At 62.5% G+C, this 15,679-nt stretch carries 14 protein-coding genes; 12 read left to right on the top strand and 2 right to left on the bottom strand.

The window, feature by feature from the left end; translation table 11 throughout:
- Positions 1-221 precede the first annotated feature (221 nt).
- Positions 222-2,594, bottom strand: coding sequence for an outer membrane protein assembly factor BamA (bamA, locus tag HX805_RS31970; RefSeq protein ID WP_102368638.1), 2,373 nt, complete (start codon positions 2,592-2,594; stop codon positions 222-224).
- Between the two features lie 213 nt (positions 2,595-2,807).
- On the opposite strand from bamA, the gene HX805_RS31965 reads away from it, so the two are divergent.
- The 3 genes from HX805_RS31965 to HX805_RS31955 all read left to right on the top strand — a co-directional run bounded on the left by HX805_RS31965 (position 2,808) and on the right by HX805_RS31955 (position 5,298).
- On the top strand, positions 2,808-3,491 hold the full coding sequence (locus HX805_RS31965; RefSeq protein ID WP_003211262.1) for a response regulator transcription factor: 684 nt from the start codon (positions 2,808-2,810) through the stop codon (positions 3,489-3,491).
- On the top strand, positions 3,488-4,768 hold the full coding sequence (locus tag HX805_RS31960) for an ATP-binding protein (RefSeq protein WP_177117653.1): 1,281 nt from the start codon (positions 3,488-3,490) through the stop codon (positions 4,766-4,768). Before HX805_RS31965 ends, HX805_RS31960 begins: the two co-directional genes overlap by 4 nt.
- Positions 4,769-4,848: 80 nt before the next feature.
- The gene (locus tag HX805_RS31955; RefSeq protein WP_043225222.1) at positions 4,849-5,298 is read left to right on the top strand and encodes a hypothetical protein; all 450 of its coding nucleotides are present in this window, start codon (positions 4,849-4,851) and stop codon (positions 5,296-5,298) included.
- A 137-nt stretch (positions 5,299-5,435) separates the two neighbouring features.
- Here HX805_RS31955 and HX805_RS31950 read toward each other — a convergent pair whose 3' ends face one another.
- On the bottom strand, positions 5,436-8,261 hold the full coding sequence (locus HX805_RS31950; RefSeq protein WP_177117652.1) for a winged helix-turn-helix domain-containing protein: 2,826 nt from the start codon (positions 8,259-8,261) through the stop codon (positions 5,436-5,438).
- A 576-nt stretch (positions 8,262-8,837) separates the two neighbouring features.
- Between HX805_RS31950 and HX805_RS31945 the strand changes: the two genes are divergently transcribed.
- The 9 genes from HX805_RS31945 (at position 8,838) to HX805_RS31905 (ending at position 15,531) form a co-directional block, all read left to right on the top strand.
- The gene (locus HX805_RS31945; RefSeq protein WP_003211270.1) at positions 8,838-9,110 is read left to right on the top strand and encodes a DUF2282 domain-containing protein; all 273 of its coding nucleotides are present in this window, start codon (positions 8,838-8,840) and stop codon (positions 9,108-9,110) included.
- Complete coding sequence (locus HX805_RS31940; RefSeq protein ID WP_003211272.1) at positions 9,107-9,535, top strand: DoxX family protein; 429 nt, start codon at positions 9,107-9,109, stop codon at positions 9,533-9,535. The genes HX805_RS31945 and HX805_RS31940 overlap by 4 nt, the downstream gene beginning before the upstream one ends.
- Before the next feature lie 45 nt (positions 9,536-9,580).
- Positions 9,581-10,348 (top strand): alpha/beta fold hydrolase, encoded by a 768-nt coding sequence (locus HX805_RS31935; RefSeq protein ID WP_177117651.1) that lies wholly within the window; start codon positions 9,581-9,583, stop codon positions 10,346-10,348.
- A 25-nt stretch (positions 10,349-10,373) separates the two neighbouring features.
- Positions 10,374-10,646, top strand: coding sequence for a hypothetical protein (locus HX805_RS31930; protein ID WP_003211275.1), 273 nt, complete (start codon positions 10,374-10,376; stop codon positions 10,644-10,646).
- A gap of 56 nt (positions 10,647-10,702) precedes the next feature.
- The gene (locus HX805_RS31925; RefSeq protein WP_177117654.1) at positions 10,703-11,554 is read left to right on the top strand and encodes a DUF692 domain-containing protein; all 852 of its coding nucleotides are present in this window, start codon (positions 10,703-10,705) and stop codon (positions 11,552-11,554) included.
- Positions 11,551-12,327 carry a DNA-binding domain-containing protein gene (locus HX805_RS31920; protein ID WP_177010092.1) on the top strand — a complete coding sequence of 259 codons (777 nt, stop codon included), beginning with the start codon at positions 11,551-11,553 and terminating at the stop codon, positions 12,325-12,327. The genes HX805_RS31925 and HX805_RS31920 overlap by 4 nt, the downstream gene beginning before the upstream one ends.
- Positions 12,328-12,331: 4 nt before the next feature.
- The gene (locus HX805_RS31915) at positions 12,332-12,868 is read left to right on the top strand and encodes an alpha/beta fold hydrolase (RefSeq protein ID WP_177010091.1); all 537 of its coding nucleotides are present in this window, start codon (positions 12,332-12,334) and stop codon (positions 12,866-12,868) included.
- A 92-nt stretch (positions 12,869-12,960) separates the two neighbouring features.
- Positions 12,961-14,325: an MFS transporter gene (locus tag HX805_RS31910; protein WP_023658995.1), complete on the top strand. Its 1,365-nt coding sequence runs from the start codon at positions 12,961-12,963 to the stop codon at positions 14,323-14,325.
- A gap of 75 nt (positions 14,326-14,400) precedes the next feature.
- Complete coding sequence (locus HX805_RS31905) at positions 14,401-15,531, top strand: MFS transporter (RefSeq protein ID WP_008430461.1); 1,131 nt, start codon at positions 14,401-14,403, stop codon at positions 15,529-15,531.
- Positions 15,532-15,679: the final 148 nt, after the last annotated feature.

Below are 15,679 nucleotides of genomic sequence, written 5' to 3'. Positions count from 1 at the left end.
GTAACCCGGCAGGACGCCGGGTTAGCCGTCCTGGGCCAGGGATGGCCCATGACGGCGGCCCACGGTCCAAAGCCGGAGTGAGGGCACACCGAGCCTAGGCGAGGTGCCGAGTGGTGGGGCAAGAGCGTTTTGCTTACTTTTGCGCTTTTCAAAAGTGAGCCGCTGTAAGAGCGGAACCAATAGCGGCCATAACCGCAAAAACGGATATGTACCCAGGCAGATCAGAAATTCTGCCCCATGGAGAACTGGAACACCTGCTTGGTCGCATTCTCCGGCGTACGAACCGGCAACGCCAGGTTGATACTCAACGGCCCCAACGGGCTGTACCACGTAGCCCCAACCCCCACAGAGGCACCCAGCTGACTCAGGTCAACCCCATTACAACCCTGGGTAGTACTGAGGGCACACTTGTCCGAATAAACGTTACCCACATCCCAGAACACAGACGTACGCACCGATTTATTATCTTTAAGGAACGGCATCGGAAACAGATATTCCGCCCCCCCGGTAATCAGGATGTTGCCCCCCAACGCCTCAGGACTGCGGTCGCTGTAGTACTGCTGGCCCGCACTGGCATACGCCCCGGTCGCCGGCGTACTGCGCGGCCCAAGCGTGCCGCTTTCAAACCCGCGCACCGAACCTTCACCCCCGGCCGTGTAGTTTTCATAAAACGGCAGGCCGTCCGTCGAGCCGTACCCGTTGGCGTAACCGAGCTTGGTATGCAAACGCAGCGTCGTCGAATTGGTGATCGGCACAAATGTCTGCCCGGAATAATCGAGTTTGTAGAAACTCAAGTCACTGCCCGGAAGCGTCACCGTCAGGTTCAGGTTCTGCGAGTAACCACGGGTCGGCATCACGCCTTTGTTCAACGTCGACTCCGACCACCCAAGGTTGGCCTTGAAGTTGGTGAACTCACTGCCTTCGCGCTGAAGAAAATCGTAGATCTCATCAGAGCTGTAGATGCCCGGGTCGATACTGTCGTGTTGCACCGTCAGGCCGAAACTCAACCGCGAGGTTTCATTGATCGGGTAGCCGAGTGTGGCCCCCAGGCCGTAACTGTTAATGGAGTAGTAGGAAACACCGCTGCCATCGTCGTAGTAGTTGTTGTAATCGGTGGCACTGTAGAACGCGTTATAGCCCAGGCTCACCCCGTCCGGCGTGAAGTAGGGGTTGGTAAAGCCAATGTTGTACTTGCTCTGGTACTGCGAGCGGGTCAGGCCCAGGCTGGCATAATCTCCGGTGCCCAGGAAGTTGTTCTGGGTGATCGAACCGCCAAGGATCAGCCCGGCATCCTGGGCAAAACCGACGCTGGCGGTAATCGAGCCGGACGCTTGTTCTTCGACCGCGTAGTTCACATCAAGCTGGTCGTCGACCCCCGCCACGGCTGGGGTTTCGACGTTGACCTCCTTGAAGAAGCCCAGGCGCTCAAGGCGAACCTTGGACTGGTCGATCAGGTAGGTCGACGCCCAGCCACCTTCCATCTGGCGCATTTCCCGGCGCAGCACCTGGTCGTCGGTCTTGGTGTTGCCACGGAAGTTGATGCGGTTCACATAGGCCCGTTTGCCCGGGTCGACCGCAAACACGATGTCCACGCTGTGGTCTTCATCGTGGGGCGTGGGCATGCCGTTGACGTTGGCGAAGGTGTAGCCGTCGTTACCCAGGCGCCGGGTGATCAGGTCCGAGGTGGTGGTCATCAGCTTGCGCGAGAACACCTGGCCTTTCTGCACCAGCAACAGGGCTTCAAGCTGGTCCTGGGGCACTTTCAAGTCGCCGCTGAGCTTCACGTCACGCACCGTGTATTTCTCGCCTTCGTTGATGTTGACGGTGATATAGACGTGCTTCTTGTCCGGGGTGATGGACACCTGGGTCGAGGTGATGTCCATGTTGATATAACCACGGTCCAGGTAATAGGAGCGCAGGCGTTCCAGGTCCCCGGTGAGTTTTTCACGGGCGTACTTGTCATCGTTGGTGAAGAACGACAGCCAGTTGCTGGTCTTGAGGGTGAACGTGCCGATCAGTTCCTTGTCGGTAAACACGTGGTTGCCCACCACGTTGATGTGCTGGATCGCGGCCACGGAGCCTTCGTCGATCTTGACCTTCAGGCCCACGCGGTTACGCGGCTGCGGCAGCACTTCGGTGTCGACCGTGGCCGAATAGCGACCCTGGGCCACGTACTGGCGCTGCAGTTCGTTGCGCATGCCTTCCAGGGTGGCGCGCTGGAAGATCTCGCCCTCGGCCAGGCCCGACTGCTTCATGCCCTTGAGCAGGTCTTCGGTGGAGATGGCCTTGTTGCCTTCGAACTCGATGCTGGACACCGATGGGCGCTCGACCACATTGATGATCAGCACCGTGCCGTCGCGGCTCAATTGGATGTCCTGGAAGAAGCCGGTCTTGAACAACGCACGGGTGGAATCCACCAGCCGTCGGTCATCCGCTTCGTCCCCCACGTTCAGCGGCAAGGCACCAAACACGCTGCCCGCCGAGACCCGTTGCAGACCGTTGATACGGATATCCGAGATTTTGAAGGCTTCAGCGTGTGCAAGTGTGACATTGAGCAGCAGCGCAACCGAGCAGAGCAGGCGCGAAAAATTCATCAAGATCTTTTCCAGAACACATCGACAAGCAGCGCAAGCGCGCCGGGATGACTCGCCGCAGACGGGTCACCACAACGCGGCCAGACGGGTGGACGGCAAGCATAAGAGCGGCGCGGGTTTGGTGCGGTTAACCAAGTGTCAAGTTAGGTAAAGGTTGGCCCCGGGGCGATGAGGCTGGGCGATACTGTGGGGGTACCCTTTCACGAGCTCGCCATGATCCGTGTATTGCTAGTCGACGATGACCAGGAACTGACTGAAATGCTGGGCCAATACCTGGAGCATGAAGGCTTTGAGGCGACCTGTGTGCACACCGGCGAGGAGGGTGAGGTCGAGGCACTGTCGGGGCGCTACAGCATTGTGGTGCTGGACGTGATGCTGCCCAGGCTCTCGGGCATAGAAGTGCTCAGGCGCATCCGCGCCAGCAGCCAGGTGCCGGTGGTGTTGCTCACGGCCCGGGGCGACAACATCGACCGGATCACCGGGCTGGAGCTTGGCGCGGACGATTACGTGCCCAAGCCCAGTTCCCCGGGTGAACTGGTGGCGCGCCTGCGCGCGATCATGCGCCGGGTGCAACCCGTGGACCCGCCGGCCGCTGACGTGATCAAGACCGGCGCCCTGGTGCTCTGGCCCGGCAAGCGCCAGGCCCTCTGGAAAGGCTGCGCACTGGGGCTGACCAGTACCGAATTCAGCCTACTTGAAGTGCTGGCCCGGTGCGCCGGCCAGGTGGTGAGCAAAAAGGACCTGTCGCTCAATGCCCTGGGCTGCCCGTTGACCCGCTATGACCGGCGCATCGACGTGCATATCAGCAGCATTCGCCAGAAGTTGGGCCCGCGCCCGGATGCCAAGGCCTGGATCCAGAGCGTGCGTGGCCTCGGTTACCTGTTGATCGCCGAATGATGAAACCCAGCCGGCTGTTCTGGAAACTCTTCCTGGCCTTTTGGCTGGCCACCAGCCTGACGTTTCTGGTGGGGTTGAGCATTCTGGTGGCGGGCAGCCTGGGCCCGGGGGATCACCATCTGGATGCGATCCTGGCCAGCGAAGAACAGTTGCTGGAACAGTACGGTGTCGAGTCGGGCCGCCAGCTCCTGGCGGTGTGGCAGCCACCCCACGGCCAAGCCATTGGCGTTTATGACAGTGCCGGTCAATTGCTGGCCGGCACGCCGGTCTCGCAGGTGGCTTATGAAAAGTCGCTGATCAGCAAGGACGGGGCCGCGCTGTCCCTCAGGTCTTCCCATCCTCCCCACGAACCCGGGCGCCTGGGCCACTGGATCCCGCTGATCATCGGCACGCTGATGAGCGCGCTGTTCAGTGGGTACATGGCCTACTACCTGGCGTGGCCGCTGGCTTATCTGCGGCGGGCGATGGGCGACGTTGCGCTGGGCCGCTTCGAAACCCGGGTGCGGCCGATGATGGGCAAGCGCCGTGATGAAATCGTCGACCTGGCCGAAGACTGCGACCGCATGGCCAACCAGCTCAAGCTGCTGGTGGAGGCCCAGCAACAGCTGCTGCACGACATCTCCCATGAACTGCGCTCACCGTTGACGCGCCTGCAAGTGGCCATCGGGCTGTTGCAGCAAGACCCGGCACGCCAGGAAATGCTCGGGCGCATCCAGCGTGAATCGGCGCGCATGGACACGCTGATCGAGGCGCTGCTGACCCTGGCGCGTGTGCAGGGCCGTCCCGAAAGCATCGAGCGCGAGCCGGTGGATATCGTCGAATTGCTGGCCGTGATTGTCGAGGACGCTCAGTTCGAGGCGGGTATCAAAGGCTGCAGTGTCACCTTGCAGGCGTGTCCGGACTTTGTCAGTCGGGCCAGCGGCGAGCTGCTGTATCGGTGTTTCGAAAATGTCATTCGAAATGCCGTGCGCTACACGCAGCCTGATACCACGGTGCGGGTTTCGGCGGAGGTCAGCCCCGACACGCGCTGGCTGCGGGTGTTGATCACCGATCAGGGTCCGGGCGTTGAAAACCTGCGGCTGCGGAGTATTTTCGAGCCTTTCGAACGTGGCCCGAATGACAACGATGCCGGTTTCGGACTGGGCCTGGCGATCGCCTTGAGGTCCGTGGAAATGCATGGCGGCACCATCGAGGCGCACAACGAGCCGTCCGGCGGGTTGAGCGTGGAAATCATCCTGCCTCGGGTGGGATCTTTACACGATATTACATTGGCTTGACCGCCCTGTACGCCCTGCGCCTTTAGACTTTTCTCCTGCGTGAGCTGATGTTCAGTGACGCCATTGGCGTGGAGGTGGCGATGTTTCAGGTGCACAAAAAAGGCTTCGTGGCCGGCAAGAAAATGGTCGACGGCCTGGTGCCTTACGATTTCTTCTGTGAAGACAGCCCGGCGATCAACCTGTTCGTGTTTACCGGCTCTGCGGCCCTCGGCCAAACCGTGGAAGAGCAGACATTGTGGGGCTTTACCCGGCTGGAGCGGTTTGAAGCCATGACCGGCGCCCTGGTGGCGAACAAGAAGAACGACGGCTGGTTTCAAAGCGTCAACGTGCTCACCGGGCCCAATCAGAACGGCACCCAAAGTGTGAAATTCCAGCGGGTGCTGAAGATCATCAAGCACGCCACCGCCACGGGCCGCGCGACCAGCAAGTTTGAATACGAGATTCATACGGATGAAGGCGACACCTACTTCACCCGCCGACCCGCTGCACCCGACAGTGCGCAAACCGTCATCTATGCGGCGGATCAATAGCGCGGCTGCCGGAGTTCAAAAAGAGCGAAAAGGGGACAGATTTATTTATAAAATAGCGAAAAGGGGACAGATTTATTTATAAAATAGATCTGTCCCCTTTTTACCGTCCCCTTTTTACCGTTACATGCCGGCAGCCTCTACCGGTGCTGAAACCTTGGCAACGAAGCAATCCGCATCTTCGGCTCCTGCAACCTGGCCAGGTCACTGGCAATCTGCGCCCGCCAGAAATGCGCCCCGGCCAGTTGCGCATCCACCCACGCCTGGCGCAGCAACACCTTGGCCTTGTCCACCGACCCGTACTGGGCCTGGCGCAGAATCAGCTGCGCCTTGATCCGCAACATCTGCGGCACGAACCAGCGCTCATGCCGGCCCAGCGCCAATTGCAGGGTGTCTTCCAATACCTCCAGCGCCAGTTTCTCCAGGCCCAGCCGCGCCAGACCCAGGGCGTATTCACAACGCAGCAAGCTATAAAGCTGGCTGTCGCCTTGCCCATGCAGGTGATGCAAGGCCTCACCCAGCAACGGCACGCCTTCTTCGGGCGACCCCTGGCGGATCAGCAGGATGCTCTCGAAGCACAGCCGAAACTGACGCCAGATGTGCAGGTCCTGCTGGGTCGTGCTGTCTTGCAGCAAGCCCAGGTAGTACCGCACCTTGGGCAGGTTGGACGCCAACAGCGCCAGGGGAATTGCCCCCAGGCACAGGGTGTACCAGAGGGTCGCGGGGTGATCGAGGGTGATGGCTTCATCGACGCAACTGCCGATCAGGCGCAGCGCCGGGTCGACATCGCCTTCCAGCAACTGCACCTGTGCCTTGAGGCAGCGGGCGGCGATGCGCTGGTCAAAATGCACGTCGATAATATGCGAGCGCGGCGCTGACGGTGACCCCAGCGCCTCGTCGATATTCTGTCGGGCGCCGGCCAGGTCGCCCATGTGAAACAACGCCAGCGCGCGCATGCGTTTACCCAGCAGTTGCTGGTTGCCGCAGTTGTTCAGGCTGATGTAGCGCTCGGCCAATTCCAGTGCTTCGACGTACTGGTTGCAGCCGCAGCGGTCACTCCACAGGCCCCACAGCGCCCGCAGCTTGTGCTCGGCATCGCCCAGGTCGCGGGCGTCTTCACGCACCTGGCGCCAGGCTTCGCGCATTGGCCCGCCGGTGCCATAGGTGAGCATCAGCACGCTGGCCAGGGCGGTTTGCAACAGCATGCGCTGGCGCAGCGGCAGCGGGGTGGTGGCGGCGCTGGCCAGGCCTTTGTCGACCCAGGTGCGGCACTCGCTGACCAGCGACAGGCGCAGCCACAGCGGCACACCGCCCAGGGTCAGTTCGATGCCGGTGGGCAGGTCGCCCGAGGCTGCAAAGGCCCACTCCAGCGCGGTGCGGATGGTGTTGATTTCCGGGCCGTAGAGGCCGATCCAGGTCTCGGGAGAAAGCCCGTCGAGGGTCTGCCCGGCTTCCTGCAATACGCCCAGCGCATACAGTGCATGACGCTGGCGGGTGGCGTCGGCTTCGCCGTGTTCGTTGAGTTTCTCCAGGGCGTAGGCGCGGGTGGTTTCCAGCAGGCGGTAGCGCTTGAGCAACTGCGATTCACCGGCGATCAGCAGCGACTTGTCCATCAGGCTTTCCAGCAAGGGCAGGGCATTGCGTGCATCGAGGGTGCTGCTGGCGGTCATGGCCTTGACCGCGTCCAGGGTAAAAGAACCGGTGAACACCGCCAGTTGGCGCAACATGGCCTGTTCGTCGCCGGTGAGCATCGAGTAGGTCCAGTCCAGGGTCGCGCTCAGTGAACGGTGGCGGGCGAGGGCGGTGCGCCGGCCGGTCATTTGCAGGCGGAAGCTGCCGTCGAGCAACCCCACCAGGTCCTGGATGCCAAAGGTGCGGACCCGCGCTGCGGCGATTTCGATGGCCAGGGCGTTGCTGTCGAGCTTGCGGCAGATGGCGCTGGCGGCGGCGACGTCGGTGTCCTTGAACACGAAGCCGGGGTCGAGGGCCTTGACCCGTTCGATGAACAGGGCGATGCCCGACCAGGTCATGGCTTGCTCGGCACTCAAGTTCACGTCTTCGTCCGGCACCAGCAACGGGGCGAGGTCGTGCACCCGTTCGCCCTCGGCCCGCAGCGGCTCGCGGCTGGTGGTCAGCACGCAGCACTGGGGCGCGCAACGCAGCAGCACCTCGACCGCGTCGGCGGTGGCTTGCAGCACGTGTTCGCAGTTGTCGAGCACCAGCAGCAACGGGCTGTTGGCGAGCATCGAGGCCACGCTTTGCAAGGGCTCGTCACTTACGCTTTGAATGCCCAGGGCGTTGGCGAGCATGCCGGCCACCCATTGGCCGCTGGTGGCGGGTGCCAGGTCGACGAAGCACATGCCCTGGTGAAAGCGGCCCTGCAGCAGTTGCGCCACGGCCAGGGCCACGGTGGTCTTGCCGATGCCGCCGGGGCCGGTGATGGTCACGAAACGCTGGCTCAGTACCTGGTCGGCCAGGCTCAGGATCAGCTGTTCGCGGCCAATCACCGTGGTGGGCGCCGGTTGCAGGTTCGGTGCCTCTACTGTCGGGGCGGGCAGCAGGGCCTGGGCGATGGCGCCTTCACTCACTGCCTGCATCGTCACCGGCGCGACAAACCGATAACCCCGGCCCGGCACGGTGACGATGTAGCTGAAGTTGCCGTCATCCCCCAGCGCCCGGCGCAGCGCAACGATCTGCGCGCGCAGGTTGCATTCCTCCACCACCACCTTGGGCCAGGCGAAAGAGATCAGCTCGGACTTTTCCAGCAACTCGCCAGCCCGGCTGGCGAGGGCGATCAGCAGGTACAAGGCGCGGCTGCCGAGGGTCACCGGCTCGCCGTTGCGCAGCAATACATGCTGGCGCGCCAACAAGAGAAAGGGGCCGAAACCGATTGCATTCTCAGTGTGGTCCGGGGCCTGGGGGACGAGGTCCGTGAAGGACACTGCGGGGTATTTGCTCGAACTCATCAATTTGTCCTTTTTTGTAGTCGGGCTTGTTATTGGCGATCAGGCCATTCGCCCTTTTGGGTGCTTACGTGCGGCAGCAGGCTTGGAGAGTTGAAGTCGATCAAAAAGGTGAGAGTTGTCGCCCTCCTTTGGGGCATGGACGTTGTTATAGGGCGCGGGGCCGTTGGGTTTCAGGCGATGAGACTGTTTCAATTTAGAAACATTTTATTACTAGAAAACCTGATGTAGCAGAATGTATGCCAGTTGGCATGTAACAAAGATGACAACAACCGTATGAAATTTATGGGGATTTTTGAGGTCGTCGAAAGCGGGGGAAGGTGGGTGTTCGGAAAGGCGAATATTTCTAATTGTGTCGTTCGGGATGCCGAATAAAACGGCGGTGGTTTGGCGTGGTTTTTTTGGCTGTGTATCAGACTGTGTATCAGCACCCACCTGATACACCGGCATGAATAGAAGGAGGGAACGCGACACAGACGGGATACACGCCTGGCTTTAAATCTGTCTACCAGATGGCGCAGGCGGTCACTCACCGCACAAGCGCCCTGGCCACATTCAGTCAAGCCAGGAGATTCAACAATGAAGCGCCATTACGCAGCCCTTGCCGCCACCCTCGCACTGTCCCTCGGTGCCTTCGCCGCCACCGCCCATGCCGAGGATGCCAAGCCTCAGGAAAAATGCTTCGGCGTGTCCCTCGCCGGTGCCAACGATTGCGCCGCCGGTGCCGGGACTTCCTGCGCCGGCACCGCCAAGGCGGATTACCAGGGCAACGCCTGGGTGCTGGTGGACAAAGGCACCTGCACCCAGATCAAAACCCCCAAAGGCTTCGGCAGCCTGACGGAACAACCATGATTGCCCTGGCCCCTGCGGTGCTCAAGCGTGTGCTGCCTGAGGCGCTGCTGTTGCTGGTGGCCCGCCTCGGGATCGCTTCGGTGTTTTTCCTCTCGGGCCGCACCAAGGTGACCGGTTTCCTGCAGCTCAAGCCGTCGACCTACACCTTGTTTCGCTCGGAATACGCCTTGCCGCTGGTGCCGCCGGACTGGGCAGCGCACCTGGCGACCTATGCCGAGCATCTGTTCCCGCTGTTGCTGGTGCTGGGCCTGCTGACCCGCCCGGCGGCTGCCGCGCTGTTGGGCATGACCCTGGTGATCGAGGTGTTCGTGTACCCCGACGCCTGGCCGACCCACCTGACCTGGGCGGGCTTGTTGCTGCCGCTGCTGGCGTATGGCGGCGGGGCCTGGTCACTGGACCGCGTGCTGTCCGGCCAACGCCGTTAACCCTTTCACAACAATGATCAGGCCCCAAGGCCTGTGGAGAGTCGCATGCGTATTCTTTCTTCCCTGGCGATCGCCATGGCACTCGCTACACCGTTGGTGGCCTCGGCCGCCGATGCAGCCAAGCCCCAGCCGGGCACCGGTAAAAGCGTGGTGATCGTGCCCGGTTCCTTTGTCGACGGCTCCGGCTGGCGAGTGGTGCACGACATCCTGATTCACAAGGGCTACAAGGTCACCGTGGTGCATCAGGGCCATGAAAGCCTCGCCGCCGACGTGGCCGAGGCCCGCGAAGTGCTGGAGCAGCAGGTCGGCCCGGTGGTGCTGGTGGGTCACAGCTCCGGCGGCGGGGTGATCTCGATTGCCGGTGACCGCGACAAGGTCAAGTCGATGGTCTATGTCTCGGCCCTGCAACCGGAAGTCGGCGAGAACATGAGCCAGCTGCTGTCGTCGATGCCGGCGCCGAGCAATGACGTGATGCAGACCCGCGACGGGCATCTGTTCTTTGATCGCACCAAGTTCAATGCCGATTTTGCTGCCGACCTGACCACCAACCGCACCGACTTCATGGCCGCCTCCCAGGTGCCGGCCACCACCGCGCTGTTTGGCGGCACCGTGTGGGCCGCGGCCTGGCACAAGAAGCCGACCTACGCCGTGGTGTCCACCGAAGACCGTGCCCTGAGCCCCGATCTGCAGCGCTGGATGTACAAGCGCGCCGGCTCGAAAGTCACTGAAATCAAGGCCAGCCACTCGGTGTACATCTCCCAGCCCGAGGCTGTGGCGAGGGTCATCGAAGACGCGGCATCCGTCATCAAATAAACCCCACCCCCGAGGAGTAATACCCATGAGCACATCCATCAAATCCCGCTTGAGCCTTGCCACTGCTGCCGCCCTGATCGCCATGGCGTCCGCTTCCTTCGCGGCGGCCGCCAGCGCCGCCGACCAGCCGGAACAGCCGGGTCGCTGCTACGGCGTGAACAACTGCAAGGGCGAAAGCCTGTGCGCCACGGCCAAGAACGATTGCAAGGGCCTCAACAGCTGCAAGGGCCAGGGCGTTGTCGTCAAGACCCCGTCCGAGTGCCTGAAGCTGGGCGGCACCACTACCGAACCGAAGTAACACCCCGGCGGGCCCAGGTTGGGCCCGCCGCCTATTTATGCAACGGAGACCACATGATGCCGACACCCAACCCGCGTTTTCCAGGCTATGGCCTGGGGCTGCGCAAGGAACACTACAGCGAGTTCCTGGAGAACCCGGTGGCGGTGGATTTCGTTGAAGTGATCTCCGAGAATTTCATGGTCGCGGGCGGCCAGCCCCGGCACATCCTGCGCCAGATTCGCGAGCGGTATCCGGTGGCGCTGCACGGGGTGTCGATGTCGATCGGCACGGCCGAGGGCCTCGATCGCGATTACCTGAAACGCCTCAAGTCGCTGGTGAACGAGATCGAACCGCTGTTTGTGTCCGACCACTTGAGCTGGTCCCGCAGCGGGGGTTTCAACTCCCATGATCTGTTGCCGGTGCCTTACACCCATGAGGCATTGGACCGGGTCTGCGCCAATATCGACCTGGCTCAAGAAGTGTTGGGCCGCACGATGCTGTTTGAAAACCCGTCCAGCTACCTGGCCTTTGATGACGCGTCCATGAGCGAGTGGGAATTCATCGCCGCCATGTCCCGGCGCACCGGCTGCGAGCTGTTGCTGGACGTCAATAATGTGTTTGTCAGCGCCAGCAACCATGGCTTTGACGCTCTCGCGTTTCTCGACGGGATTCCGGCCGAGCGGGTCCGGCAAATTCACCTGGCCGGCCATAGCCAGGGCCGCGATTTGCTGATCGACAGCCACGACAGCCCGGTGTGTGACGGCGTCTGGGACTTGTATGCCAAGGCCGTTGCGTTGCTCGGCCCGGTCGCCACGATGATCGAGCGCGATGACGAGATCCCGCCCCTGGCAGAGCTGCTGGAGGAGCTGTCGATCGCCCGCATGCTCGGTGCCTCCGAGGCCTACAAGCGTGCGCAGGTGCGCTCATGAATCTCGCGCAATGGCAGCAGGCTTTTCATACCTGGCTGGTGAGTGCCTCGGAGCAGTCGGCCGAGATGTTGGGTAACAAGGCCGCGGGACTGGCGGTGTATCAGAACAACTACCGCGCGCAATTGGTGGGTTGCCTGGAACAGGCGTTTCCCAACCTGCGGCGCTGGGTCGGGGACGAGGCGTTCCTGGCCGCGTGCGTCAGCCATATCGACCGGCATCCGCCCCATGCCTGGACCCTGGACGTCTATCCCGAGGGTTTTCACCTGACCCTGGGCGAACTGTTTCCCAACAATCCCGACGTGCATGAACTGGCCTGGATCGAGTCGTCGCTCAATGAAGCGTTTGTCGCCGCCGATGCCAGCCCGTTGCCCATGGACGTGCTGGCGTCGGTGGATTGGGACACGGCACGCCTGCAACTCACGCCGTCGCTGCGCTGCCATGGGCTGACCACCAACGCCGAGGCGATCTGGTCGGCATTGTGGCAGCAAACCCCGGCGCCCGAGGCGCTGATGCTGGCCGAGGCCGGTGGGCTGCTGGTGTGGCGTCGCCAGTTCACCTCGCGCTTGCGGCAAGTCGAGGCTTTGGAGTTCCAGGCGTTGGTGCACCTGCAAGGTGACGGCAGTTTCGCCGGGTTGTGCGAGTTTCTGGTGGAGCGCCTGGGGGAGGAGGAGGGCGTGGCAAAAGCCGGTGAGTGGCTGGCCGGCTGGATCGGCAGCGAGTTGATTGTGGGGGTTGTTGACGACCTTCCAGTGTCGAATTTTTCGGAGCTATAAACCCATGTCTTTTTTCAATCGCCGTCGCTTTCTGATTTCCACCGCCATTGCTTCAGTGGCGTTGTCACTGCCGGTATGGGCGGCGCCTGCGCCCTGGACGATCCGCCAGGTCAGCACCGACCTGCTGGATATCGGCTACTACGAAGCCGGCCCGGAAGGCGGCCGGCCGATCATTTTGCTGCATGGGGCTGACGGCGACCTTGAGCGTTTTGCCGAGGTCTCGCCGCATCTGGTGTCCCAAGGCTTTCGGGTAGTCATCCCGTACCTGCGAGGCCATGGCAGCACCACGCAACTGGACAAGGCTGCGCCCGCCGTCACTCAGGAAGTCGTTCTCGGCCAGGACGTTCTGGACCTGATGAACGCCTTGCACATTCCCGAGGCTGTGCTGGGTGGGTTCGATCTCGGCGGTCGTGCCGTCACGGCAGCGGCGACCTTGCGGCCAAGCCGTTGCGTGGCATTGGTCACCGTCAACAGCGCGCCGCAGCCCGCCCTGGCCGAGGTGCTGGTGCAGATGGCGCAGATGGGCAAATGGCGCACCTGAACATGAATATTTGGACAGCCGCGCATTTGCCCGCTGAAAAAAAAGGCCGCTGCCCGTAATCTAGACGCCTTTGCCACGTGTGCGGATTGTCCATGTCTTCAGTAGCTGATGGGTTGCCCAGTGATAAGCGTCTAGCGGCGGTTGTCGCCATTTCCCTGGGGATCGGCATGGCGACCCTCGACACGGCCATCGTCAACACCGCGTTGCCGACCCTGGCCGAAGGGATTGGCACCGACTCCGCTTCGGTGATCTGGGTGGTCAATGCCTACCAGTTGGCGACCATTGCGGCGGTACTGCCCTTTGCGTCCCTGAGTGATGTGGTCGGCCACCGCCGGGTGTTCCTCGGCGGCTTGCTGGTGTTTGTGGTGGCGTCGCTGTTTTGCGGGTTGGCCTGGTCACTGCCGACGCTGACTGCCGCCCGGGTGGTGCAGGGCCTGGGCGCTGCGGCAATCATGAGCGTCAACATTGCGCTGCTGCGGCACATCTACCCGGCAAAAATCCTCGGCCGAGGGCTGGGGTATAACTCACTGGTGGTAGGGCTGGCCTTTACCCTGGGGCCGACGGCGGCGTCGGCGATTCTATCGGTGGCTACCTGGCACTGGTTGTACCTGATCAACCTGCCCCTGGGGGCACTGGCCCTGTGGCTCGGGGTGCGGGCGATTCCGGTGATCCCGATCACCGGGCATGCCTTCGACCGGCTGGCGGCAATTCTCTGCGCCGGATTGTTTGCCCTGCTGGTGCTGGGCCTGGGCTCGGCGGTGCACGGTGCGCAGGCGGTGTTGACGCTGGGGCTGATCGCCGTGGCGCTGCTGTGCGGGCTGTTGCTGATCCGCCGTCAGGCCGGGCACCCGGCGCCGATGCTCGCGGTGGATCTGTTCAAGCGCCCGCTGTTCACCTTGTCGGCCCTCACCGCGATTTGCGCGTTCAGCGCCCAGGGGCTGGCGTTTGTGTCGCTGCCGTTCCTGTTGCAAACCGTGTTGGGGCACAGCCAGGTGGCCACCGGTTTCCTGATGACGCCGTGGCCGGCGGTGGTCGCGGTGATGGCGCTGATTGCCGGGCGCCTGGCGGACCGTATCTCCCTGGCGTTGTTGTGCGGCATCGGCCTGGTGATGTTGAGCGCGGGCATGGCCTCGCTGGCGACCCTGGGCAACGACGCCTCGACCTTCGACATCGGTTGGCGCATGGCCCTGTGTGGCGCCGGGTTCGGTTTTTTCCAGTCGCCCAACCTCAAGGCGATCATGACCAGCGCACCGATTGCCCGCAGCGGGGGAGCCAGCGGGATCGTCGCCACGTCGCGGTTGATGGGGCAGACACTCGGCGCTTCGTTGGTGGCGTTGTGTTTCCACCTGTCCCTGAGCAGCGGCCCGCAGTACGCGTTGTGGCTGGGCTGCGGGTTTGCCCTGGTGGGCGCGGTGGCCAGCGGGTTGCGCCTGATGCAGGACGGCGCCAAGGTTTAATTATTTGGGCCTTGTAAAACCTTGAGGTAGACGGCTACCGTGGCCGTCTAAATAATTCTGAATGTTTCAGCTTTTATGTCTGATCTGGCCCAACGCAGTGCTGATTCCCACTCCCGCCGTGCCGCGCTGACCCTTGGCCTGTGCCTGCCCAGTGACGTGTTGCTGTACCTGGTGCTGCCGATGGAGTCCCAGGCGTTCGGTATCACCCTGGCCCAGGCCGGGGTGCTGCTGGCGGCCAACCGCCTGGTGCGGATCTTCGGCTACAAGCATGTTCTGAATTTCTACGCCCGTAACGGTGATCGGCTGACGTGCTCCATTGCCGCCGGCGCGGCGGCGGTGTGTGCCCTTGGCAACTCGATGCTGTCCGGGTTTGCGGCCTTGCTCGGGCTGCGGTTGGTCTGGGGCCTGTGTTTTGCGGCGTTGAACCTTTCCACTCAAGTGTTGGCCACCTCTGAACCGCAGGGTGCGGCGCGGCGGGCGGGGCGGTCGCGGGCGTTGATTGCCCTGGGGCCGATGCTGGCCTTGCCGTTGGGTGGGTGGCTGACGTTGCAGGTGGGGCCGCGGCCGATCTTCTGGATTCTGGCGGTGTGTTGCCTGGTGGGGTTGTGGATGGCGCGGGGGTTGCCGACTGCGGGTCACAATTTGCATGGCACGCCGGGGCGGCGGTTCAAGTTGCCTGACAGTGTGGCGACCTGGTCGTTTATCGAAGGGGTGGCGCTGGATGGGTTGTTTATCTTTGGCCTGTCGATTCAGGCGCAGAAGCTGCTGGGTGGCAATGCGGTATTGATTGCCGGTGGGTTGATGGCGCTGCGATATGTTTCGGAGTTGCTTCTGAGTCCGCTGGGGGGGCGTGCTGCGCAGCAGTTTGGTGCTACGTCGATGTTGCTGCTGTTTTCGTTTCTCAGTGCGTTGGCGTTGGGGGCGTTTGGTAGTCATTGGGTGATTGTGGGGGCGGCGGCGGTGTTGGTGTTGCGGGCGTTGCAGTTGCCGTTGGTGACGACGCTGGTGGCGGAGCGTAATCCGGGGGCGATGCGGGTTTCGGCGTTGGCGTCGAATGCGGTGTGGCGTGATGTGGGGGCGGGGCTTGGGCCTTTGCTGGCGGGGTTGTTGTTGCCGGTGGCGTCGGCGCCTTGGGTGTTTGGCGTGGCGGGGGCGGCGATTGCGGTCAGTGCGGTGTTTTGCTGGCGGGCCAGGGGTTTAGCATGAGATGGGGGGAGGGGGGTACATATCCGTTTCTTCGGTAACGGCCACTTAGGGTTCCGCTCTTACAGCGGGTCACTTTTGGCAAACGCCCGGAATGCCGGCCCAGCCAAAAGTAACCAAAAGGTCTTTGCCCCACCACTCGGTGCCTCGC

The sequence above is a fragment of the Pseudomonas sp. G5001 genome (assembly GCF_013385475.1).
Lineage (GTDB): Bacteria > Pseudomonadota > Gammaproteobacteria > Pseudomonadales > Pseudomonadaceae > Aquipseudomonas.
This window is presented reverse-complemented; position numbering and strand designations above follow the sequence as displayed.